This window comes from Actinoplanes sp. NBC_00393, from assembly GCF_036053395.1.
Classification (GTDB): Bacteria; Actinomycetota; Actinomycetes; order Mycobacteriales; family Micromonosporaceae; genus Actinoplanes.
Map to the genome: position 1 here is coordinate 4,432,997 of NZ_CP107942.1, position 23,617 is coordinate 4,456,613.

The following is a 23,617-nucleotide window of genomic DNA, read 5'->3' on the forward strand; positions in this document are numbered from 1 at the left end:
GGACTGAGAGCGAGCGCCGCGATCAAGCGAGCATGGCCTCCAGGCGCTCCGCCGGCATCGGACGCCCGAGCAGGTCGCCCTGGCCCAGCCGACAGCCCGCGGCCTGCGCGGTCTCCAAATCGGCCTCCTCCTGCACGCCGTGCGCGACGACCTCCAGGCCCAGCCGGTGCCCGAGCGTCACCGCCACGTCGAGCAGCGCGCCGGACTGGTCGATCTTCAGCAGGTCGATCGGCAGGATCCGCAGCCGGCTCAGCGAGGTGGGGCCCGCACCGAAGCTGTCCACCGCGGTCCGCAGGCCCTGCGCCCGCAGCCGGCCGAGTTGGGCGGCCACGTCCTCCACGTCGGCGAGGTCCTGTTCGTCGATCTCGATGACCAAAGCCGACGGCGGCAGCTGGTGTTTCTCCAGGGCCGTGTGAAGGCTGGCTTCGAACGCCGGGTCGAGCAGCTGGCGCGGTCGCACGTTGACGGCCAGCCACAGTGACTCGTGCAGCCGCCGCCAGTCCGCGAGCAGCCGGCAGGACCGGTGCAGGACCCGGTGCCCGATGTCGGCGAGCAGGCCCAGGTCCTCGGCGAGCCGGCACAGTTCGCCGGCCGGCACCGGGCCGAGCGTGGCGTGCCGCCACACCGGCGTGACCTCGATGCCGACCGGCTGCCGGCCGGGCAGCTCGACGATCGGCTGGTAGTGCAGGTCGATGTGGCCGCGTTCGATCGCCTGGGACAGGTCCTGTTCCAGTGTGGAGCGGCGCAGCAGGCGGGTCTCCATCTCGGCGTCGTACCATTCGACCGCGCCCGGCGCCCCGGACCGCACCGAGCGCAGGGCCAGGCCTGCACGCCGGATCACCTCGTCGGTGCTGTCGTCGGCGGCGACGTCGTCCAGCCCGGCCCACGCGGACAGGTGCGACACCGTGCCGGCCACCGGGTACGGCGCGGACAGGGCGTTGACCAGCTGCGAGGCGAGCAGGTGGGCGCGTACCGCCCCGCAGTGGGTGAGCACCGCGAACCGCGCCTCCCCGATCCGCGCCGGCACGTCCGCCTCGGCCACCGCGGCCCGCAGCCGACGGGCGGCCTCCACCAGCACGAACTCGGCGTGGTCCCGGCCGTGCACGTCACCGGTCGCGGTCAGCCCGTCGAGCTCGATCACGATCATCGCGCCGGCGTCCGGGATGAGTTCGGCGGCGCAGAGCAGGCCGTCCCGGTTGGCCAGGCCGGTCTGCCGGTCAAGATGGGTGCTCTGCCGCAGCGCCTCTTCGAGTCCGCGCACGTTGGTGACGTCGCGGATGTGGATGACCAGCGTGTTCTCCGGGTCGGCCGGGTCCGCGGCGGTGATGGCCCACTCCGTCTCCCGCCACCGCCCGAATCCATCACGCAGGCGCACCGCGAAACCGTCGCCGGTGCCCGAGCCGCGGAAACGCCCGATCAGGTACGCGTGCACCGCATCGACCTGATCAGGATGCACCAGCGCCGACACCGTACGGCCGAGAACTTCCTGGTCGGAGAGCCCGAACTGGCGTGCCGCCGCCGGTGACTGCCAGCGCACCGCCAGATTCGAGTCGAGCACCATCGCCACGTCCGCCGACCCGTACATGAGCGTCCGCAGCCGGTTGCCCTGAACGGTGAGTCGCCCGGCCTGCCGGCGCAGCGCGACCGCCGTCACCCATTCCCGGGTCGCCACCGCCGACAACGCCACTGTGCCCAGCAGGATCGACGTGGCGTCCATCCGCCCGCCATTGATCAGGTGGAACGCGGTGATCAGCGCCGAGCCGAGGATCAGCAGGGCGAGCAGCGGGAAGCTCGCCGGCGGTTCGCTGCCGGGCGCCGGCATCGACCCCACGTCGGGCGAGACCCGCACCGAGCCGTACCAGAGCAGCCCGGCGGCCACGTTGACCGCGCCGGCCGCGACCAGCGCGCCGATCGCGGCGTTCGGCTTGCCCGGGTAGTCCATGGCGATGACCAGCGCGGTCAGCCCGATCAACGACAGCGCCGCGGCGGGCGCACACCATTGCAGCGCGGCCCGGTGCCGGATCGCGTGCACGCCGGCGACGGCAGCCGTGGCCGCGGCGCCACCACCGAACACCAGCGCGGTCATCGCGGCGCCCCGCCGGTCACCGCCGCTGAACAGCGGCACCCACGACGCGTAGATCAGGCAGGCGGTCACGCCGAGCACGTCCAGGCCGAACCGCAGCCGGCCCAGCTGGTCGCGGCGCTGCGACGGGCGCAGCACCGCGGGCAGGTACAGCGCGGCCACCAGGAAGAGCGTGACCAGCGGGATCTCCGCCGGCAGCGGCACACCGTCGACCAGCACGTGCGGCGCCAGCAGCGCGGCGATCCCGCTGCCCAGCCCGGCCAGCGCGGCGAGCCCGGCGCCACCGGCCAGGGTCAGGGCACGCAGGCGCGGCCCGGCAGCACGTCCGCCGACGGCGGCACGCGCCATCACCACCGCGATCGCGGCGGAGCAGCCGGTGAGCAGCCCGGCCAGACCGGCTGCCGGCAGCGTGCCGAGAGCAACGATCAAGACCACCAGCACGGGTACGGCGTACAGCACCCGCCGCGAGCGGAGGAGGGATCCGCCTGCCATCGTCGTCGTCCAAGTATTGCGAGGGGGGTGTTCCTCGAACTCCCCTATCAACGAGGCAGACCCGATCCGGTTACGGCCGAACGTCGTCCAGACCCACCCGATACCAGTCGCCGCCGTGCACGACGTGCAGGTCCGGCCCGCGCCCGATCATCCACACCTGGTCCGGCAGGGCGTCTCCGTCCGGGAGCACGAGCCGGAACTCGCGCCCGTCGCCGAGCCGCCCGTCGCCCAGCTCGCCCACGACGAGCCGGTCGCGATGCGGGCTGTAGCCACCGGCCAGCCCGACGGTGCCGGCGCCGACGATCAGGCTGGTCGCGCCGGCGGCCAGGCCGTTGTCCCACACGTCGACCCGGTCGCCCTCGATACGCACCACCGGGAAGTCCGAGTAGTAGCACGCCCAGGCGGTCTCGCCGACGACGTTGAGTGCGTAGCAGTCGTCGATGAACGGCGCGTCGTCCGCCGGGAACCGCCACTGCGGCTGCCCGTCGGCGCCGAACCGGATCAGCCCGCAGTCTCCCATCGGCTGGGCGCCGGATCCGCCCCAGCCGTAGTTGCCGTAGACGCCCTCGTCGAAGTAGCCGACCCAGGCGTCGCCGGACGCGGTGGTGAACACGTTCTGGATGCCGTCGCCGAAGGTGTGCTCGGCAAGCGCGGTCCCGTCCGGTCCGTACACGATCGCGTTGCGGTCGGGTCCGTCCGGCCGCCACCGGCAGCGGGCGCCGACCAGCAGGAACCGGCCGTCCGGCAGCGGCTGCACGGTGGCATGCGCGATCGGCAGAGCCGCGATCGGTACGAGCGCGGACGGTTCCGGCGAGTGCACGGTGATGCGCGCGGCCGCCGGTTGCGCCGCCCGCGAGTCGGGGAACGAGGCCCAGCCCGGCTGCACCGTCACCGAGGTCAGCGCCTCCCGGTCCGCCGGTGCCGACCACAGTGCGACGGCCTCGCCGGCCGGACCGATCGACACCGACAGCAGCACGTCGCCGCCGACGGCGGGCGCGATCCGGCCGTGCCGGCGCAGCGGCAGCACCGGCGCCTTCATCTCCCGTCCACTCATTGCGCCATTCGATCACTGCGGCGAGCGCACAGCCACCGATATGTGCAGCGGTCAGTTGGCGGGCGGGCGCTCGCCGAGCAGCGTGAACCAGCTTTCGGCCAGGACGTGGACGACCTGCTCGCGGTCGACTCCCCAGCGGCCCTCGGTCCAGTGTTGCCCGAGGTAGTCCAGCTGGGCGAAGGCGAGCACGGCCCGGGAGTGCCGGATCTCCGGCGGGAACCGGCCGGCCTGGTCGAGGCCGTCCTTGATGTCGGCGATGACCTCCTCGAACCAGCTGTCGACGAGGTCGCGCAGGTCGGGGTCGACGTGGGCGGCCTCGCTGATCGCGTTGAGGTAGGGCCGGATCTGCACCCACGTCCGGGACCGCTGGCCGAGCCACCCGGCCATCGCCTCGTAGCTGCCGTCGCGGACGACGTCGACGAGCTCCGGCGCCGTGGTCCCGTGCTGCTCGGAGGTGGTGCGCTCGAGCACCTCGTTCAGCTCGGCGAGCAGGGCACGCGCCAGGTCGCTGCGGGATTTGAAGTACGCATAGAAGGTCACGCGCGTGGTGCCGGCGGTCGAGGCGATGTCGTCGACCGTGGTCGCGGCGTAGCCCTTGGTCCGGAACAGCTCGAGCGCTGTGGAGACCAGCAGCTTACGGGTCATCTCCTTCTGCACTGCCCGCAAATTCGCCACGTCGGCAGCTTACGCCACACCCCTCAACGCATACACGGCGAGTTTTTTCTTGACACGACGTAAGCGTTAATGACAGGTTGCGTGCCACCCGAACGTGACCCCGATCACCTGAAGGAGTTCCGACGTGGTCTCAAAGACCCGGGCGACACTGATCGCCAGTTGCACCGCGGTTCTGGTCGCCCAACTCACCAACGCGCTGCCCGGCGCGCTCAACGGCACGTTCCAGCAGGAGTTCCAGACCGCCGGCACCGAGCTGACCTGGATCACGGCCGCGTTCATGATTCCGCTGGTCGTCTTCGAGCTGACGTTCGGCCTGATCGGCGACATGTGGGGCCGCAAGAAGCTGCTGATCGGCGGCGCCGGCCTGCTCGTCGCCGGCGCGCTCGTCTGCGCCACCGCACCGACCGTGCAGGCGATGTGGGCCGGTCAGGCGCTCAGCGGTCTCGGCGCCGGCATCCTGTTCCCGATCTCGCTGACGCTCAGCGCCGCGATCACCCCGACCGCGCACGCCCGGGCCCGGGTCATCGCGATCTGGGCCGGGTTCCTGTCGCTCGGCGCGGCGATCTCCCCGCTGCTGGCCGGTTTGTTCGCCGAGTACAGCTCGTGGCGTGGCGCGTACATCGTGGTTGCTGTTCTCGCGGCGGTCGCCGCGCTGTTGACCCTGGGCGCGCAGGATTCGTCCGCACCCTCCGGCCGCAAGGTCGACATCCCCGGCCAGGTCACCCTCGCGCTCGGCCTGATCGCGGTCCTGTACGCCGCGGTGCAGGGCGCCGAGGTCGGCTGGAGCCGGCCGGAGATCGTCGGCGGCTTCGTGGCCGGCGCGGCGCTGCTCGCGGCGTTCGTGGTGATCGAGCTGCGCACCGACCCGCCGCTGCTGGACCTGCGGCTGTTCCGCAACCGGTCGTTCAGCATCGCCTCAGTCGTCGCGGTGGTCGGCATGTTCAGCTTCCTCGGCATCTGCTTCTCGACGAGCATCTGGCTCGGCGCCGTCCAGCACCAGAGCGCGCTGAAGATCGGCATCCTGTTCCTGTTCATCCAGGGCCCGGCGTTCGCGCTGATCCCGCTGATCTCCTACCTGCTGCGGCACGTGCCGCCGCGCTGGGTGCTGACCGGCGGTTTCGCGCTGATGGCCGTCGGCGGTTTCTGGTGCTCGCGGTTCGACGTGCAGGACCTGGGGTGGACGCGGTTCATCGCGCCGCTGCTGCTGGTCGGGATCGGCTTCGCGCTGACCGTCGGCTCGATCACCGCGGTCGCCATCAACACCGTGCCACTGCACTACGCGGGCATGGCCAGCGCGACCACGAACCTGCTGCGTGACCTCGGATTCGCGCTCGGCCCGGTGATCGTCGGCGCGATCGCGCTGAGCAGCGCCGGCGCGCGCTTCGCCGAGGCGCTGCCGGGTTCCGGGCTGCCACCGGCCGAGCTGGGCGCGGCCACGGCGATCGGCGAGGCCGCCGGACCGATCGCGGTGAACAGCCTGCCGCCGGGCGTACCCGGTTCGGGCGCGCACGCCGTCGCGATGGACGCGCTCGGCAGCGGCTTCCAGCTGGCGTTCCTGGTGTGCGCGATCGGGGCGCTGGTGGCTGCCGCGCTCACCCTGTTCGGCCTGCGCAACACCCGCGACACCACGCCCGAGGAGCAAATGATGGAGTCGGCGCAAAGTTTTTCATCATGAAGTCAGTTTCATTGACACTCTGTAAAGTTTTCGCTTACGGTGATGGCCATCACGATCGAACGAAAGGAAGTGCCGATGACGGGCACCACGGTCAACACCGTCCTCGGCCCGGTTCCCGCTGATCAGCTGGGCGTCGTCTCGGTTCACGAGGCCCTGCTGTCGGTGGTTCCGGGCGCCGAGCACGCGTTCGACGTCGTCATCGACCGCGCCGAGATCTTCGAGACCCTGGCCGCGAAGCTGACCGCGTTCCGGGAGCACGGCGGCGGGACGATCGTCGACAGCACCGGCATGTTCCACGGCCGCGACGTGCGGCTGTACGAGGCATTGTCCGCGAAGACCGGCGTGCACATCGTCGCCTCGACCGGGATGGGTCCCGAGGAGATGCTCGGCGGCTACTTCCTGACCCCGCAGACCAACCCGCCGACGCCGTGGCCGGCCGAGAAGTTCGCCGACCTGTTCGCCAAGGAGGTCACCGAGGGCATGGTCGTCCCCCGGGTGGAGCGGCGCGCCGCCGCCGGCCTGGTCGTCACGGCCGCCACGCGCGAGGGCATGACAGCCACCGACGAGAGCCTGTTCCGCGGCGCCGCCCGCGCCGCGCTGGCCACCGGCGTTCCCGTCTCGATCCGTTGCGGTGATCTCGGGGTGGTCCTGGACGAAGGGCTGCCGGCGGACCGGGTCGTCGTCGGCGAACTCGACCGCCGCGATGCCAAACCCTTCGAAGCGGCCCGGCACGGCGCGTTCGTCGCACTGGACCACGTGGGCCTGAACGACGACGACGCCTACCTCGACGACGAGGAGCGCGTCGCCCTCGTGCTCGGCCTGATCGAAGCCGGACACGGCCACCAGATCCTGCTCTCCAGCAACGCCGTCGGGGTCGCGAAGGGGCACCCCGAACATGACCTGCCGTTCGAGTTCGTCCTGCGGACGTTCGCGCCCCGCCTGCCCGCCGCCCATACCCGGCAGATCCTGGTGGACAACCCGCGCACCCTCTTGTCGAAAGAGAACTGAAGATGTCGAGAGTGAACACCGTCCTGGGCCCGATCCCGGCCGAGGAGCTGGGCATCGTCGCCGTCCACGAGCACATCGGGTACGGCATGCCCGGCTCCGAACTCGACACCCGCTGGTGGAAGACGCCCGAGCAGCGCTACGCGGAGACGGTTCCGAAACTGCGGCAGTTCCATGAGTACGGCGGCGGCACCTTCGTCGACGCCACCGGCATCTGCAACGGCCGCGACGTCGACTACTACCGCTCGCTGTCGGCGAAGACCGGCGTGCACATCGTCGCCTCCACCGGCTTCGTCGGCGGTGACACCGCGCTGCCGTTCTTCGCCCGCGCCACGGTCGACTACCTGGCCCGGCACTTCGTCCACGAGATCACCGTCGGCATCGGCACGAGCGGCGGCCGGGCCGGGATCATCAAGGTCGGGGTGAGCCGCGGCGGCAAGATGACCGACCTGGACAAGCGGATCTACCGCGCCGCCGCCCGGGCGGCGCTGCAGACCGGTGTGCCGGTGCTGACCCACCTCGCGATCGACGCGGAGAACGCGATCGCGATCTTCCGCGAGGAGGGCCTGCCGCTCGACCGGGTGCTGTTCGGCCACGTCGACGACGGCGTGAACGCCGACAAGACCCGCGACGTGTGGATCGCCGAGCAGGGCGGCCGGATCGGTTTCGACACGTTCGGCTACGAGACCGAGCTGCCTGACCCGCCGTTCTGGGCCCGGCCGCGCCAGGAGCGCCTCGACCACTTCCTGCGCTTCATCGGCGGGGACGGCCGCATCTCGCAGGTCCTCGCCTCGGCCGACGCGAACTGCAGCCCGCTGGGCTGGCCCGGCGTGCAGGGCCACACCGTCAACTACATCTTCGAGCAGCTCATCCCGGATCTGCGCGCGGCCGGCCTGGACGCGGCCGCGATCAAGACGATCTTCGTCGACAACCCCGCAGAATTCCTGACCATTCAGAACTGAGAGAGCACCCATGGACATCAACGGCTTGAGAATCGCCATTGTCGGCGCGGGGTACGGGGGCGCCGCGGCGGCCAAGGCCCTCAGCCTGCTCGGCGCCGATGTCACCGTCTACGAGCAGGCGCCGCGGATCACCGAGGTCGGCGCCGGGATCGGCCTGCGCCCGTCCACCATGGCGCTGTTCCGCCGGTGGGGAATCCGGGACGCGATCGCCAGGGTGAGCTCGCCCAGCGACTACTTCCAGATCCTGACCGCCACCGGCGAGCCGATCATGCAGGAGGAGTGGCCGGAGAAGGACGTCTTCGACCACACCACCCACCTGATCCACCGCGGCGACTTCATCGACGCCCTGCTCGGTGAGCTGCCCGACGGCATGGTCCGGCTCGGCCACCGGCTGGAGCGCATCGACGGCAACGAGCTGACGTTCGCCGTCAATGGAGCGGACGGCGAGACCGTCACCGCCGACCTGATCATCGGCGCCGACGGCATCAAGTCGGTGGTGCGCCGGATGATCGGCGAAGAGAAGGAGCCGGTCTTCTCCGGGGAGCACGCCTACCGCGTGGTGATCGACATCGACGCCGCTCACGGCATGTGCACCGACGACAACCTGCGCATGTACATCGGCCGCGGCACCAAGGTCTACCTGCTACCGCTGCGCCACCGCGACCAGGTGTCGTTCGACATCACCGCGCTGTGCCCGGACAGCACCTGGAACCCGGTCGTCACCAAGGACGACCTGCTCAAGACGGTCGAGGGCTTCGACGAGCGGATCGTGAACATCACCCGCGACCTCGACATGACGACGGTGAACGTCAAGGCGGTCTACGACATCGACCCGATCGACACCTGGCACACCGACTCGGTCGTGCTGATCGGCGACGCTGCGCACTCGATGCTGCACCACCAGGGTCAGGGCGCCAACTCGGCGATCATGGACGCCGGTGCGCTCGCCGACGCGCTCGTCCGGGCCGATTCGGTCACGGAGGCGCTCGCCGCCTTCCAGGCCACCCGCAAGCCGGTGACCGACGAACTGCAGCGCATCTCGCGCCAAGGCTGGTCCGCCGACGAGGTCAATGATGTCTTCCCCGGCCAGAAGCCGGCGTCGCAGCAGCCGCGGGAGGCGTGACGATGCCGCTGCATCCCGAGATCGCCAAGGTTCTCGCGACCCTGCCGGCGCCGCCGCCGGGTCCGCTCGACCCGGTCGCCATGCGCGCGGCCGAAGCCCGGCCGGAAGTGACCACGACGTTGCACGGGGTCGAGGACACCACCGTGGGCGAGGTTCCGATCAGGATCTACACACCCGATGATCCGTACGGAAAAATTGTCTTCTTTCATGGCGGCGCCTTCTTCCTCGGCAGCCTGGACACTCACGACCACGTGGCCCGGTCCCTCGCGAAAGCGACCGGCTTCCAGGTGATCTCCGTCGGCTACCGGCTCGCCCCCGAGGCAGCCTTCCCGGCCGGCCTCGACGACTGCTACGCGGTGGTGCGCTGGGCAGCCGGCGAAACCGGAACCGTGGCGATCGCCGGTGACAGCTCCGGCGGCACCTTCGCCGCCGCCATCGCCGCGATGGCCCACGACGACGGCTTCGACCGGATCAGCCACCAGATCCTCTACTACCCATCGCTCGACCTGGACTTCGACGAGGACCGCTACCCGTCGCTGCGGGAGAACGCCGTCGGCTACGGCCTGGAGACCGCCGGTCTGAAGCCGTTCAACGCCTTCTACCTCGCCAGCGGCGCCGACCCGGCCGACCCGCGGGTCTCCCCGATCAAGCGCACCGACCTCACCGGCCTGCCGCCGGCGCTGATCGTCACCGGCGAACTGGACCCGCTGCGCGACGAGGCCGAACTCTACGGTCTGCGCCTGCGCGCCGCCGGAGTCCCGGTCACGGTGAGCCGCTACGCCGGCGCCGGCCACGGCTTCGTCCAGCACTTCTCCTGGATCCCGGAATATCACCGGGCGTTCGAGGAGACCGCGGAGTTCCTGCGGTGAACGTCCATCCGCTCTACTCGCCGTGGGGACGGTTCGGGCTCTACAGCTTCTACCTCGACGCCCCGGAACCGGCGATCGTCGACACCGGCATCGCCTCCTCCCCCGCCGAGGGCATGGCCCCCGCGCTGGAGCAACTCGGCCGCCGCATCGAGGACGTGCGCTGGATCCTGCTCACCCACGGTCACATCGATCACATCGGCGGCGCGTACGCGTTGTGGGAACTGACCGGCCGCCGCGCCCGGCTGGTCATCCACGAGGCCGATGCGCCGCTGCTGCGCTCGCGCCGCGCCCACGTGCGGGAACGGGACGACGCCGGCAAGGCTGCGGCGCAGCTCGCGACGGCGGAGACGGTCATCTCCGGCGAGATGGAGCCGACGCTGCTGGTCAAGGGCGGCGAGACCCTGTCGCTGGGTGGTGACGTGACCGTTTCCGTGCACGCGATCCCCGGTCACACGGCCGGATCGGTCGCCTACGTCGTCGACGGGCAGGGCGACGTGTTCGTCGGTGACGCCGTGCAGATCCACGGGGCGGCGAACCACTTCCCCGGATACGAGAACCCGGCCGCCTACCGGGAGAGTCTCCGCTACCTGCGGGACACGGTTCGTCCGCGTCACCTGTATCTGGGCCATCCCTACCGGCGGACCGACGGCACGGCTTACGGCGTACAACTCAATGCTGATGAAGCGCGTGCGGCGCTGCAGGAAAGTCTCGACATCGAAGCCCGCGTCGCTGCCGCGGCCGAAGGCCCGCGCGGGCCGAGCGACTCCCCCTACTCCCCGTTCGCCGGCGCCGCCGGCCAACTCGGCTACCGCGGCGACCCCACCCTGGAACCGTCGCCGTTCTTCACGACGATGCACGGATACGTCAAGGACAAAGCATGATCAAGGTACGCAAGGACCTGCGGATCCCGATGCGCGACGGCGTCGAACTGGCCGCCGACGCCTACCACGACGGCTCGGACGAGCGGCCGCGCCCGGCGCTGATCGCGATGAGCGCCTACGGCAAAAAGCTGCAGGCGCTCGCGCTGACCACGCCGCCGCAGCGGCGGCCGAGCCCGATGTGGGACGGCTGCATCGAGGCCGGCGACATCGCCCGGGTGGTCAGTGAGGGGTACGTCCACGTCATCGGCGACATGCGCGGCACCGGCGACTCCGGCGGCGTGATGATCGGCAACTACAACTTCGGCGGTGTCCCCCAGGGCCAGGACCTGTACGACGTGATCGAGTGGGTCGCCGCGCAGCCGTGGTGTGACGGCAACGTCGGCATGATCGGCATCTCCTACTTCGGGTCGATGCAGGTCCTCGCCGCCGCCGAACGCCCGCCGCACCTCAAGGCGATCTTCGTCAGCGGCGGCCACTTCGACTTCTACGAGACCACGTACCACGGCGGCGTCATGTGGTTCATGCCGCGCGCGGCCCGCGAGGGACGCGGCGGCGACTCCGGCATCGCGCACACCAACGTCCAGTCCCGGATGCTTTCTCAGTTCTCTGCGGACGAGATCGAGAAGTTGGTCGCGAAGCGGCTCCAAGATCCGGACGTGGCCGCCTGGCCCAACCTGGTGCACGTCCTGCGCTACCCGAAGAACCGCGAACTCTGGTTCGACATCGTCATGAACGAGCTCGACGGTGACTGGTACGAGCAGCGCAACCCGATCACCCTGGCTGCGAACATCGACATCCCGGTCTACCTGCAGATCGACCAGGGCCGCGGCTGGACCGTCGACGGCCACATCGAGCTCTTCGACGTGCTGACGGGCCCGAAGAAGCTGGACATCGGCTCCTACCCGCCGATGCAGTCGCGCCCCTGGATCGAGGAGCACGACAAGATGTTCCGCTGGTACGACTACTGGCTCAAGGGCATCGACAACGGGATCATGGACGAGCCGGCGGTCAGCGTCTTCGTCGAAGGCTCCCGGTCCGTGGTCACCGGAAGCCAGTGGCCGCCTCGCCCGGTGGCATACCGATCGCTCTACCTGCGCCCGCGCCACAAGATCTCCAGCGAGCCCGAGCTGATGGAGGACGTCGCGCCCGACGGCTTCTACCAGGCCCCGCTGACCGTGACCGACACCGTGCAGGTCGTCACCTGGACCAGCGAGCCGTTCGAGCAGGCGGTGGAGATGATCGGCACCGGTGCCGCCCACCTGTTCGTCGAGATCGATCAGGAGGACACCAACCTCATCCTGCGCCTGTGGGACACCGCCCCGACCGGGACCCGCCAGCTGATCACCACCGGCTTCCTCAAGGCGTCACACCGCGAACTCGACGAACGCACCACCGAGGGCAACCCCTACCACCCGCACACCCGCGCGGTGCCGGTCGAGCCGGGCAAGATCGAGGAGTACGTGGTACGCCTCTACCCGTTCGCCAGCACCTTCCGCCCCGGCCACCGCCTGGTCGTGGAACTCTCCAACGACGAGCCCCTCGCCGACGCGCACAACGCGCTGCTGCCCCCGGACGCCTTCCACCTGCCGGTGGGCCGCCCGGTAACCCACAAGATCTACCGAGACGCCCAGCACCCGTCCCGGCTGGTCCTGCCGTTCACCGCGGACAGGGTTTGATTCGCGGGGTCGCAGGCGGGCGCCCGCCTTCGACCCCGCTCGGCCTAAAGCCCGATCCGGGCGCGATCGGGTAGGTCCTGCTCAACGGCGTAGTCCAGGGCGGCCCTCCGGTGCGTGCCGGCAGCGGCCGGGTCGCCCTGTGCGGCCAGCGCCCGGCAGAGCAGAACGTGTAGCCGCATGGCTGTCAACTGGTGACCGGCCCGCTCATAGCGGTCCAGCGCCGGAGTGCCGACGGCAAGCACCTCGTCGAGCCGGCCGGACCGTAGGTGGGCCTCGACGATGGCGGCATGTGCCCAGTCGTCGCCCGAGGAGCTGTAGAGCCCTCGGTCCATGAGTTCGGTCAGCGTGTTCGCCCAGGTGAGGGCCTCGTCATGGCGCCCGGTGCGTGCGCAGGTGAGGACCAGCCCGGCCACCGCGTCGTACAGGTCGACTTCGCTGCCGATGGCGGCCGCCGCCTCGTGGGCCTGGCGGAGCAGCGGATCGGCGGCTCTTGGATCACCCATTTCCAGATGCGTCATGCCCAGGCTGGTCTTGACCATCGCCGTCAGCTGGACGGCGCCACTGCGCTCCGCGAGGGCCAGGCATTCCGCGTTGAGGCGCAGCGCCTCTCTGTACTCCCCGCAGATCCGATGGACGACAGCCAGATTGCAGATGTGGCTCGGGTTGATCTTCGACGGGTCGACCGGGATCCCCGTGAGGTGCCGCCGGGCACGCACAATGTCACCGAGCCGGATGCAGATGTCGCCCAGATTGTTCGCGGCTGCTTCCGCACCCCGGTCATGGCGGACGTCGACGAACTGTTCCCGTGCAGTCTCCAACTCGTGCGCCGCCGCTCGAAGATCGTCCATCGTGACCGCCACCATGCTCAGGAACATGTGGCACAGGGCTTGCCCCAGGGTGTGCCCGGCGACTTGAGCTGCCCGCAGGCCGGCCCGGGCGACGGCGAGCTTCTCGGTGCTGGAGCTTCGGGTATGCAAAAACCCACGCAGGCCATGGGCGAGATGCCATGCGAACGGCGCCGGCCCGAACTCGGCCGCGTACGTGACCGCTTGGGTGAGATTGGGCAGCTCAGCTGCCAGCCATGCCTGTGCCTCGCCGACATCCTTGAAGTCATACGGCGTGCCGTTGAGGGAGAGTTCCGTGCGGTCTTCGATCCAGAAGGTGGGCAGCATGACGCGGGTCGCCGCGTCCGTGTTGACGACATACCAGGACAGGAGTCGATGCAAAGCGTCCGGATCGGCTTCCCGGCGGCGCCGTGCATAGAGCGTCAGCAGGTCGTGCATGCGGTAGCGACCGGGGCCGGCCTCGAACAGCAGGTGTGCGGTGAACAACTGCTCCAGCTCGGGCACGGGGTCTGTCGGAGCCCTGCCCAGAAGGACTGCTGAGCCATCGCGCGTCATCTCCGGCCCGGGTGCGAGGCCGAACAACCGGAAGAGGCGTTGCGTCTCCGATGGCAGAAGCCGGTACGACATGTCGAGGGCCGCGGCCACCGCGCTCTCCGGGTCGCCAACAACATGAAGTTGCTCGAGCAGATCTGCGCTCTCCAGCTCACGGACCACGCCGGCGATCGTCTGGCTGGGCCGCCCGGCGAGGTTGGCGGCCGTGATCCGGAGCGCGAGGGGCAGGTGTGCGCAGAGATCGGCGAGTCGTGCGGCGGCTTCGGGGTCGGCTGCCACCCGGTCGGCCCCGAGGTGGACGGCGAGCAACTCGACGGAGTCGGCCAGGTCGAGGGTGCCGAGAGTGATGCGGGCTGCCCCGTCGCGGACCACCAGTCCGGTGAGCGCGTCACGGCGGGTTATCACAGCGTGGGAATGCGGGCCGCTCGGCAGCATCGGTCGTACCTGTGCGGCATCCAGCGCATTGTCGAGGACGATCAGTACGCGGCGCTCGGCCAGCACCGAGCGGTACATACCGACGAGCAGGTTCAGGTCGACGGGTATGCGCTCGCCCGGGACGTCCAGCGACTGCAGCAGAAAAGACAGCGCCTCCCCGAGCCCGATCACCGGATCGCCGGTGTGCCCGCGCAGGTCGAGGTAGAGACGGCCGTCCGGATAGCGGTCGGCGATTCGATAAGCCCAATGCACGGCCAGAGCCGTCTTGCCGACACCCGCGGTACCGGTGATCAACGTTGCGGGCGCTGCTCCCTGCAAACCGGTCAGCGCAGCGAGTGCTTCGGAACGGCCCACGAAGCCGGTGACGTCCGACGGGAGCTGGTGAGGCACCCAACTCTTCGGCACCCGAGTGGATGTCGAGGCGCTGTCGATCCGCTGACGCAGCGAGTACCAGGCCCGTTCCCACCGCGCGGCCTGCGACGAATCCGCACCGCAGGCCCGGACAAGCGCCCGAACGATCTCCAGAGGCGGCAACCGGCGGCGTCGCGGGTTCAGCGCGTCGGACAGAGTGCTCGTAGCTATCCCGGTGCGCCGGTGCAGAACCTCGAGGGAGGGATCTCCGGCCCACAGCTTGACCGTCCGCAGCGCCCGTACGAAAGCCGCGATGTCCTCCGCCTCGCCAGGATCGGGAAAGCCCTCGTCGTCAGCCGAGCTCATCCGGGTCTGTCCGAGCTCGGCCGCGCGGCTGGCCGACAGCCGGTGGACGGAGTGGAATCGCAGCGGCGGAATCACCCATCGACACCTCCGGAGGCCTCCTTGAACCCCGACGCCTGCGCGTCGCCGTCGGTGCGAAAGCACGGCGGCGGCGCAACCAGCGACAACGCCCTGCCGCTGCGCCAGACTCTCACGGCGCTGGTCGAGATCGCCATCGCCATCGATCGAGCGCAAGGCGCGATCGACAGGCTGGTCGATGATCTGGACATGCGCGGACTGCTGCCGGCCGACCAGGCGGCACGCGCACGACACCGTGGCCGGCACCGCGCGATCGTCGAATGACGCGGCGGGGCTCGGCCGCCGCGTTCACTACCGTGCCAGCTGCGCGAACAGGTCGTTCCACTGGGCGGCGACCACCGGCATCTCGTAGCCGGTGGCGGTCTGCCGGGCGGCCCCGCCCATTCGCTCGCGCTCGCCGCGGTCGGCGATCAGGCGGGACAGCCCGGCGGCCAGGCCGGCCACGTCCTCGGGCGGCACGAGCAGACCGTTCACCCCGTCCGCCACCACCTCGGCCGGGCCGGTCGGGCAGTCGAACGAGACCACCGGCAGGCCGGCGGCCATGGCCTCCAGCAGCACCATCGGCAGGCCCTCCCGGCGGGAGCTGAGCGCGAAGATCGACGCCTGGGCCAGCTCGGCGTCCAGGGTGCGGGTGAGGCCGCGCAGGCGTACCGCCCGGTCCAGGCCGCGTCGGGTGACCTGGGCGGCCAGCCTCGGCCGCCAGTTGCCCGCGCCGTGGATGTGCAGCTGCCAGTCCGGATGCTTCGCGTGCACCTCGGCCCACGCGTCGATGAGCAGGTCGAAGCCTTTCTGCCGGGTCAGCCGTCCGGCGGCCACCACGATCGGGGCGCGCTCGCCCGGCGGTACGGGAGGCCGGGCCGGAATCCCGTTCGGGATGCGGGCCAGGCGAACCGTGTCGCCGAGCGCCTCCTGATAGGCGGCGAGGTCGGCCCGGGTCAGCACGGTGACGGCGTCGAGCCTCGGGTAGGCGCGGGCGATCGCTCGTTGCAGCCGCGGACCGTAGCTGCCGAAGTTCATGTGGTCCTGCCCGATCCGTACCGCGGCGCGCGGGGCGAACCACGCCGCCAGCAGGTTGAGCCCGGGCCGCGTGGTCACCAGGATCGTGTCCCGCTGCGCCCGGAAGTAGCGGACCACGTGCCAGTCGACCACCGGATCCCACCGCCGGTACCGGAAGTCCCATCGGTGCGGCAGCGGATTGGGCAGACGCCGGGTCTTACGCCAGAACCGTGACGTGCCGTCCCAATTCGTCCCGTTCGACCGCAGGCCGGTCAGTGGGACCAGACGCACCCGCGAATCCAGGGTGAACGCCGGCGCCGCCGCCGACCGGTACACACTGGCGATCTCCACGTCATGCTCGGCACACAGCGCGTTGGCCTGGTTGAAGACGGTACGGATCGTGCCTCCGACCCCATAGGCGTTGTGCAGGACATACCGAACCTTCACCAGTTCAACCTATGCGTTCAGTCAATCCACAGTGACCTGTCATGTCGGCGCCCGGAAGGCTCGCCCGGTCCTGTTAGCTTGACGCCCATGAAGATCGCTCGCCGCCGGCTCGCCGTCGCCGGGCTGGCCGCGCTGGCTGTCACCGGGCTCGGCCTGGTCGCCGCCGCCCATCACGGCGTCGGACCGCTGGTCCCGGAGCAGGAACTGCGGCCAGAGAAGGCGGCGCTGCTGGGCGAGGGCGGTGACCCGCTGGTCCTGATGGTCGGCGTGCCGTGGTCGGAGGACGGCTACTGCGACGGCCAGTTCACCGCGCGGGCCATTGAGACGGCGACCGAGGTCCGCGTCGGCGCGGTGATCAGCCGCGTGTTCCCCGGGCAGTTCTGCGACGGCCTCGGCACCATCGACGACACGGCCTGGGTCGGCGTGCACCTGGCCGCGCCGGTGGGCAACCGGACGGTCGTCCGCGCCGACGACAACTCCACCCTGCCGGTCCGCTGACAACCCGGTGAACAGTTCTCGGGTTTGCCCGTCGCGTGCCGATATGATCCACGGGGAGGGCCGATGCGGGAGATCACGCGGCAGGCGGTGCGCCTGCTCGAGCAAGCGCAGACCGGCGACGCGCACACCGCGCTCGCCGAGGCCGAGGTTGAGCTCCGGGCGGTGACCGGCGACATCGCTGACGGGCCGGCCTGCATGCATTTCGTGCGCGCGGTCGCGTACCTCACCCGGGGTGAACCACGCCTGGCCATCGCCGCGACCGAGCTGATGCTGCACGCCGCCATCCGGGAGGCCAGTGGTGGCTGGCAGGCCGCCGCCCTGGCCACCCGCGCCTCCCAGCGGCTGCGGCTCGGCGAAGCCGACGCCGCCGAACACAACCTGGACGCCGTGCTGCACGACCTGGTGGCCGCCGAGGCCGTGGTCGCCGGCGAGCCGGACCCGGTGGCCGCCGTCAACGGCCGTGTCGCGATCGCCATCGGCTACTACGAGTTGCGGCTCTACGAGCTGGTGGTGCCGCAGTTCCGCACCGCCTACGAGATGAGCAGCGCCGACGCCGAGCAGAACGGCAACCGCGCGATGTGGCTGCTCAACCTCGCCGAGATCCACCTGCGGTGGGCCCTGGAGCTGTACCAGGTGGGCCAGGTCGGCGAGGCCGAGTCACACACCGCCGAGGCCGAGGCGTACGCAAAACGCGCGGCCGCCGAGGTCGACGGGCCCGACGCCGACGCCTGGCGCGACAACGCCCTGCTGTTCGAGGCCTGCTCGCGCGCCGACCGGCGGGATCCGGCCGGTGCCGCGATCGACATCGCCTACTACACCGAGCGGCTGGAGAAACGCGGCTTCACCGGCCCCGCGATGATGCTGGCGCGGGTTTTCCACGGAGTGGCGCTGAGCCGCTCCGGCTACGCCGAGGAGGCGCTGCGGGTGATGGAGGCGGCGGTCGCCGCACTCCCGCCGGACGTCGAATGGCTGGTCGCCGCCAGCACCTACCGCACTCAGGCGGTGCTGATGGCCAACCGCGGCTCGCCCGAAGCGAAAGCCACCCTCGCCTACGGCGACACCCTGGCCGCCGCGCTGTGGCGGCAGCGGCTCAACAACCTGCAGGCCGCCCGCACCATGCACGACCTGGAGGCGCTGCGCGAACAGCACGAGCAGATGGCGCGCGCCGCCGAGCTGGACCCGCTGACCGGCATCGCGAACCGGCGCGCCTTCGACCGGGCGCTGGAGGAGGCCCGGTCCCGGCCGGAGGCGGCGAGCACCCTGACCGCGGTGCTGATCATCGACACCGACGGCTTCAAACAGATCAACGACACGTACGGCCACGCGGCCGGCGACACCGTGCTGCGCGCCATCGCCACCACCCTCGCCGGCCAGGTCAGCGGCCCGGGGCTGATCGCCCGGCTGGGCGGCGACGAGTTCGCGGTGCTGCTCGACGACGCCGGTGCGGCGGAAGCGACCGAGATCGCGATCCGGATGGTGCGGGCCGTGCACGAGCTGCCCGACTGCCCCGCCACGCTGAGCATCGGCGTCGCCGACGGCGCCGCCGCCGACCTGCCGGATACCGTGGGACGTGCCGACGACGCCATGTACGAGGTCAAGCGTGCCGGCGGCGACGGCGTCGGCGTGTTCGACCACGACGGCACCGAGCTCGCCGCCTGACCCCGAGCTGTCCACTGCGGATTCACAGGAACGTCGCTCTCTGCTCGTTCGTACGCTGTGCGCTGCCCGCAGGCTGACGCCGTCGAAGGGAGACGAGCATGTCGGGTACGGGCAGGTGGGCGACAACGCTGTTGGCGACCGGGGCCGTGGCGGCCGCACTCGCCGTTCCGGGCGTGGCCACGGCCGGCAGCAGGGACCGGCAGTTCGACCTGCAGGCGCACCGCGGTGGCCTGGGCCTGCGGGTGGAGAGCACCCTCGCGTCGTTCGGCAACGCGCTGCAGCTGGGGGTCAGCACTCTGGAACTGGACGTGCAGATCACCGAGGACGGGCAGGCGGTGGTCACCCACGACCGCCGGGTCAGCGGCGCCAAGTGCACCGACACCGCTCCGGCAACCGCGGGCGACCCCGAGTTCCCGTACGTCGGCAAGTACGTCAACACGCTGTCACTCGCGCAGGTCCGCACCCTCGACTGTGGTTCGAAGACCCTCCCCGACCGGCCCGGTCAGCTCGCCGTTCCGGGCGCCCGGATGCCACTGCTGCGTGAGGTCTTCGCCCTGGTCAAGCGCTACCGTGCGGACGGCGTGAAGCTCAACGTCGAGACCAAGGTGGAGGCCGGCGCGCCCAGTGAGACCGCGCCGCGCGAGCAGTTCGTCCAGGTGACCGCCGCCGAGATCCGCCGGACCGGGCTGCTGCGGCAGGTCACCATCCAGAGCTTCGACTGGGGCGCGCTGATGCGAATGCGCCAGGTCGAGCCGCGCCTGCCGCTGGTCGCGCTCACCAACTACGACTTCCTGCAGACCGGGCAGCCGGGTGCCTCGCCGTGGCTGGGCGGCATCGACATCGACGACTTCGGCGGCGACCCGATCAAGGCGATCCGCAGTTTCGGCGCGACCACGTTCTCGCCGGTGCACGGCTTCCCGCAGAACGGCACGGTCACCGATCCGGCCTACCGGCCGTACGTGACCAGGGAGATGGTGCGGCACGCGCACGCCAACGGCATCAAAGTGGTGCCGTGGACGATCAACGACATCCCGACGATGAGCAAGCTCATCTCCGACGGTGTCGACGGCATCATCACGGACTATCCAGACCGGTTGCGTACGCTGCTCGCGCACCCGCCCCGGAAGTACGCCTCCCCGTTCGACGTCCAGGCGCACCGCGGTGGCCGCGCCACCCACCCGGAGAACACCCTGCCCGCGTTCGCCCACTCCCTGGCCAACCCCGCGATCTCCACTCTGGAACTGGACACCGGCGTCACCGAGGACGGCAAACTCGTCGTCCTGCACGACCGGACCGTCAACGGCTCGCACTGCGCCGACACCACACCGGTGCGGCCCGGCGACCCCGAGTTCCCGTACGTCGGCAAGCTGGTCCGCGATCTGAGCCTGGCCCAGCTCAAGACCCTGGACTGCGGCGCCCGCATTCCCACGCTCGCCGAGGTGTTCGCCCTGGTCAAGCAGAGCGGCCGCGACGAAATCGCGCTGAACATCGAGACGAGGATCAGCCCGGTGGTCGCGGACACCGCGCCCTACGACGTCTTCACCCGCACCCTGGTCCGCGAGATCCAGCGGGCCGGATTCGTCGACCGGGTGACTGTGCAGTCGTTCGACTGGCGCACTATCCGCTACGCCCGCAAGCTGGACCGGCGCATCGAGACGGTCGCGCTGATCTGGCAGTACGGCCCGGCCGAATGCGCCGGCCTGGCCGACGAGTGCTCGCTGCAGGCCGTCTACGGCAACCCGGCGGTCAAGAGCCCGTGGACCGGCGGGCTGGACTGGTGGAAGTTCCGGGACGTGGGCGCGCTGGTCCGCGCCGCCGGGGCCGGCACGGTCTCGTCGAACTGGCAGGTCCACGACCCGGAGCAGGGCACCGTCGCCTCGGACGACTGGTACCTGCGGGAGAACCCGGCCTACTTCCACGGGCCGGAGGTTTCGGTGCTGCAGCGCCGGTACGGCCTCAAGGTGGTGCCGTACACGATCAACGACGCGGCCGTGATGCAGCGGGTGATCGACCTCGGGGTGGACGGCATCATCAGCGACGACCCGGACCTGCTGATCAGCGTGGCGATCCGCAACGGACTGCGGTGATTCGCCGCTGCGCTCATTCAACGGGCATATGTGCGCAGCGGCGAACACGCCATCACCAGCGGCGACAGCAGCATCCCGGCGGCCGTGACCAGCAGCGCCGGCCGGATCCCCCAGCTCGCCACGAGCAGGCCACCGGCCAGTGATCCGACCGGCGCCAGCCCCATGCCGGCGAAGGTGATCGTCGACGCGACCCGGCCCTGCATCGCCAGCGGGGTCACGGCCTGCCGGATCGTCATGACCATGACGCTGACCAGCTGACCGACAGCACCGAACACCAGGTTGATCGCCACCAGCGCGACGATCGTCGCCGCCGAGTCACCATGCAGTGCCGGCACGAACACCATCACCCCGTCCCCCAGGGCCGCCGTGACCAGCACCGTCCCGCGTATGGGCACGCGGCCCGCGAGCAGCGCACCGGCCAGCGCGCCCGGCCCGACCGCAGCGAGCACCAGCCCGATCTCAGCGCCCGACAACCCCAGCTCACGCGGCAGAAAGACCAGGTAGGCGGTCATCGTCGCGGCCAGGAAAAGATGGAACGCCGCCGCGGCGAGACACACGGCACGCAGCCTCGGCTCACCTGCCACGAACCGCAGACTCTCGCCGAGCTGCCGCCGCAGGCCACGCCGTCGCACCGGGGGCTCGCGGTGACGGATCCCGGCGATCGACCCGAACGACACGACGAACAAAAGCGCGGTCGCCGCGGCGGCGACCGGCACGGACAGCAGCGACGCCATCGACCCGGCCAGCGCCGGGCCGGCGATCTGCGCCGCGGACCGGCTTCCCTCGATCGCGCTGTTGCCCTGCAGCAACTCGTCGCGCCGGACCAGGCGGATCAGCGACACCTGGTAGGCGACGTCGAAGAACACCGACAACGTCCCGATCACGAACGCGACCACCAGCAACGCCGGCACGGTGAGGCCGGCCAGCATCGCCGCCGCAGCGGCGGCCAGCAACGCCACGGCACGACCAAGATCAGCAAGAACCATCACGGTACGCGTACGCCAGCGGTCCACCCAGACCCCGGCGAAAAGGGTGAGCAGCAGCAGTGGCGCCTGTCCGACCGCGCGCAGCACACCCAGCTGATCCGCGCCGATGCCGAGTGACAGGACGGCGATCAGAGGCAGGATCACCAGGCTGGTGTGCTCACCCAGCTGCGAGGCGGTCTGACCCGCCCACAAATAACGAAAATCCGCAGAACGCCACAAACTCGGCACAGGTTGATTCCTCGAGGTCGTTTCCGACGCTGTGCCGCGCAACGGGAGGCAGCACGCGATGACAGGCCGCTCACGGCCGGGACGTCAACGCGCGCTCGAACGACCGGGCATCCTCAACTCCTCGCCGGGAATCAATCGCCGCCGACCCTAGCCCGCCGCCCGCCCCGACGAAAGCGAATAGCCCGCCACTAGGCTGCCCGGCATGCCGCTGCCCGCCGCCTTGCAGGCCCGCCTGCACGACCCCGACTTCTGGCGCGCCTACGCCTTCGAGCCCGACCCCGACGCCGACCCCTTCGAAGACGCGGCCGACGACGAGCCCCCAGCGGTAACCGTGGAATTCCCGGTCGGCGGCGGCTACGCCCTGGTCCTCGACATCGACGTCGCGCTCAGCATGGTCAACCTCGGGGTGCGCACCCAAGCTCCCGCCGACACCCAGAAGCCCGGCTCCGCCTCCGCCGGCACCCTGGAACACGGCCCGGCTTCCGCCGACCGCCCGGCGCCCGGCTTGGATTCCGTCGGCACGCTGGAACATGTCCCGGCTTCCGCCGACCGCCCGGCGCCCGGCTCGGATTCCGTCGGCACGCTGGAGCTCGGCTGGGACGACGAGGCCCACTGGCATCCCGACGCCCTGCGCTGGTCCGAACTCGACCTGATCGGCCGCGCCGCCGCCGTGCTCGACCCGTCGCTGCCGCACCCGGGCCCGGTCCTGGCGCTCGCCGCCCGGTTCGTCATCCTCGACCCGGGCGACGACCTCGACGCGATCACCCCGCTGATGGACGCCGCCTACGGCCCTCCCCCGCCCGGCGCCACCTTCTGGCCGCGCACCCGCGACTGGCTGCACAGCGCCGACGGCCGCCACGACGGCGTGCGGTGGCAACGGGACGCAGCCGGCAATTGGACGGTCGACCAGGAGGAGGGCGCCGACGTCGACCGCACGCTGTACAGCACACGCCGCCCCGACGGCGAGTTCCCCTTCGCCGCCTGGCAGCAGTTGCTGTCCGCCGCCGAGTCCACCCTGGCGAACGGCACCCTGCCCACCCCGGACAGCCCGATCGAGCAGTACTGGACCGAGGAGGCGCACACCGGCGTAGCCCGCGGTTCGCTGATCGCCGCCCGTTGCGGCCCCAGCCCCCTACGCGACTCCCGCCGCTACCAGCTCGAGCTGGCGCTACCCGTCGAGGGCCGCCCGACCGCGCACGCCCGCAACCTGCGCGCCGACCTCGACCGCGTGCTACGCGACGCCGACCGCGGCTGGGCGGAGCATTCCGGTTCCACGTCAGCCCCCGGCCGCGGCTACACCGAGGAGCATCTCACCGTAGCCATCACCGACGACCTGGACGCCGGGATCGCCTTGATCCGCGAGGCGCTGCACCGTCACGATGCCGACCCGGGCGCCCAGCTGACCCGAGGCAACCAGCCAGTCCCCCTCAGCTAACCACCCTCCGCGCCAAACCCGGCTGACACCCACTGTCGCCTCCCGCGCGCCGAAGCAGCAGTCCACGTCAGCCAGCATGCGGCGGCTGACGGCCAGCGTCGCCTCCCGCGCGCCGAAGCAGCAGTCCACGTCAGCCAGCATGCGGCGGCTGACGGCCAGCGC

At 70.7% G+C, this 23,617-nt stretch carries 17 protein-coding genes; 11 read left to right on the plus strand and 6 right to left on the minus strand.

Features of this window, described 5'->3' with window-relative positions; all coding sequences use genetic code 11:
• Nucleotides 1-22: 22 nt before the first annotated feature.
• The 3 genes from OHA21_RS20920 to OHA21_RS20930 form a co-directional block, all read right to left on the minus strand.
• Nucleotides 23-2,575, minus strand: a complete 2,553-nt coding sequence (locus OHA21_RS20920; protein WP_328476054.1) for an EAL domain-containing protein — start codon at nt 2,573-2,575, stop codon at nt 23-25.
• A gap of 70 nt (nt 2,576-2,645) precedes the next feature.
• Complete coding sequence (locus tag OHA21_RS20925; protein WP_328476056.1) at nt 2,646-3,629, minus strand: hypothetical protein; 984 nt, start codon at nt 3,627-3,629, stop codon at nt 2,646-2,648.
• A gap of 51 nt (nt 3,630-3,680) precedes the next feature.
• Nucleotides 3,681-4,304 carry a TetR/AcrR family transcriptional regulator gene (locus tag OHA21_RS20930; protein WP_328476058.1) on the minus strand — a complete coding sequence of 208 codons (624 nt, stop codon included), beginning with the start codon at nt 4,302-4,304 and terminating at the stop codon, nt 3,681-3,683.
• 124 nt (nt 4,305-4,428) lie between these two features.
• Between OHA21_RS20930 and OHA21_RS20935 the strand changes: the two genes are divergently transcribed.
• From OHA21_RS20935 to OHA21_RS20965, 7 genes are all read left to right on the plus strand, one after another.
• Nucleotides 4,429-5,979: an MFS transporter gene (locus OHA21_RS20935; RefSeq protein ID WP_328476060.1), complete on the plus strand. Its 1,551-nt coding sequence runs from the start codon at nt 4,429-4,431 to the stop codon at nt 5,977-5,979.
• A 75-nt stretch (nt 5,980-6,054) separates the two neighbouring features.
• Nucleotides 6,055-6,987: a hypothetical protein gene (locus tag OHA21_RS20940; protein WP_328476062.1), complete on the plus strand. Its 933-nt coding sequence runs from the start codon at nt 6,055-6,057 to the stop codon at nt 6,985-6,987.
• 11 nt (nt 6,988-6,998) lie between these two features.
• Nucleotides 6,999-7,946, plus strand: a complete 948-nt coding sequence (locus tag OHA21_RS20945; protein ID WP_328476064.1) for a hypothetical protein — start codon at nt 6,999-7,001, stop codon at nt 7,944-7,946.
• Between the two features lie 25 nt (nt 7,947-7,971).
• A complete protein-coding gene (locus OHA21_RS20950; protein WP_328476066.1) occupies nt 7,972-9,069 on the plus strand; it encodes an FAD-dependent oxidoreductase in 1,098 nt (365 codons plus the stop codon).
• Between the two features lie 2 nt (nt 9,070-9,071).
• Nucleotides 9,072-9,938, plus strand: coding sequence for an alpha/beta hydrolase (locus OHA21_RS20955; protein ID WP_328476068.1), 867 nt, complete (start codon nt 9,072-9,074; stop codon nt 9,936-9,938).
• Nucleotides 9,935-10,819, plus strand: coding sequence for an MBL fold metallo-hydrolase (locus tag OHA21_RS20960; protein WP_328476070.1), 885 nt, complete (start codon nt 9,935-9,937; stop codon nt 10,817-10,819). The genes OHA21_RS20955 and OHA21_RS20960 overlap by 4 nt, the downstream gene beginning before the upstream one ends.
• Nucleotides 10,816-12,495 carry a CocE/NonD family hydrolase gene (locus OHA21_RS20965; RefSeq protein ID WP_328476072.1) on the plus strand — a complete coding sequence of 560 codons (1,680 nt, stop codon included), beginning with the start codon at nt 10,816-10,818 and terminating at the stop codon, nt 12,493-12,495. The genes OHA21_RS20960 and OHA21_RS20965 overlap by 4 nt, the downstream gene beginning before the upstream one ends.
• Before the next feature lie 44 nt (nt 12,496-12,539).
• Here the strand turns inward: OHA21_RS20965 and OHA21_RS20970 are convergent, their stop codons facing one another.
• Together OHA21_RS20970 and OHA21_RS20975 are read right to left on the minus strand one after the other, a co-directional pair.
• A complete protein-coding gene (locus OHA21_RS20970) occupies nt 12,540-15,365 on the minus strand; it encodes an ATP-binding protein (RefSeq protein WP_328476074.1) in 2,826 nt (941 codons plus the stop codon).
• 45 nt (nt 15,366-15,410) lie between these two features.
• A complete protein-coding gene (locus tag OHA21_RS20975; RefSeq protein ID WP_328476076.1) occupies nt 15,411-16,562 on the minus strand; it encodes a glycosyltransferase family 4 protein in 1,152 nt (383 codons plus the stop codon).
• An 87-nt stretch (nt 16,563-16,649) separates the two neighbouring features.
• Between OHA21_RS20975 and OHA21_RS20980 the strand changes: the two genes are divergently transcribed.
• The 3 genes from OHA21_RS20980 (at nt 16,650) to OHA21_RS20990 (ending at nt 20,806) form a co-directional block, all read left to right on the plus strand.
• The gene (locus OHA21_RS20980; protein WP_328476078.1) at nt 16,650-17,060 is read left to right on the plus strand and encodes a hypothetical protein; all 411 of its coding nucleotides are present in this window, start codon (nt 16,650-16,652) and stop codon (nt 17,058-17,060) included.
• 63 nt (nt 17,061-17,123) lie between these two features.
• Complete coding sequence (locus OHA21_RS20985; protein ID WP_328476080.1) at nt 17,124-18,719, plus strand: GGDEF domain-containing protein; 1,596 nt, start codon at nt 17,124-17,126, stop codon at nt 18,717-18,719.
• A 98-nt stretch (nt 18,720-18,817) separates the two neighbouring features.
• Complete coding sequence (locus OHA21_RS20990; protein ID WP_328476082.1) at nt 18,818-20,806, plus strand: glycerophosphodiester phosphodiesterase family protein; 1,989 nt, start codon at nt 18,818-18,820, stop codon at nt 20,804-20,806.
• Nucleotides 20,807-20,823: 17 nt separating this feature from the next.
• On the opposite strand, the gene OHA21_RS20995 is transcribed toward OHA21_RS20990, so the two are convergent.
• Nucleotides 20,824-22,020 carry an MFS transporter gene (locus OHA21_RS20995; RefSeq protein WP_328476084.1) on the minus strand — a complete coding sequence of 399 codons (1,197 nt, stop codon included), beginning with the start codon at nt 22,018-22,020 and terminating at the stop codon, nt 20,824-20,826.
• Between the two features lie 202 nt (nt 22,021-22,222).
• Here OHA21_RS20995 and OHA21_RS21000 point away from each other — a divergent pair, with 202 nt between their 5' ends.
• A complete protein-coding gene (locus tag OHA21_RS21000; RefSeq protein ID WP_328476087.1) occupies nt 22,223-23,455 on the plus strand; it encodes a hypothetical protein in 1,233 nt (410 codons plus the stop codon).
• The last annotated feature ends 162 nt before the right edge of the window (nt 23,456-23,617 follow it).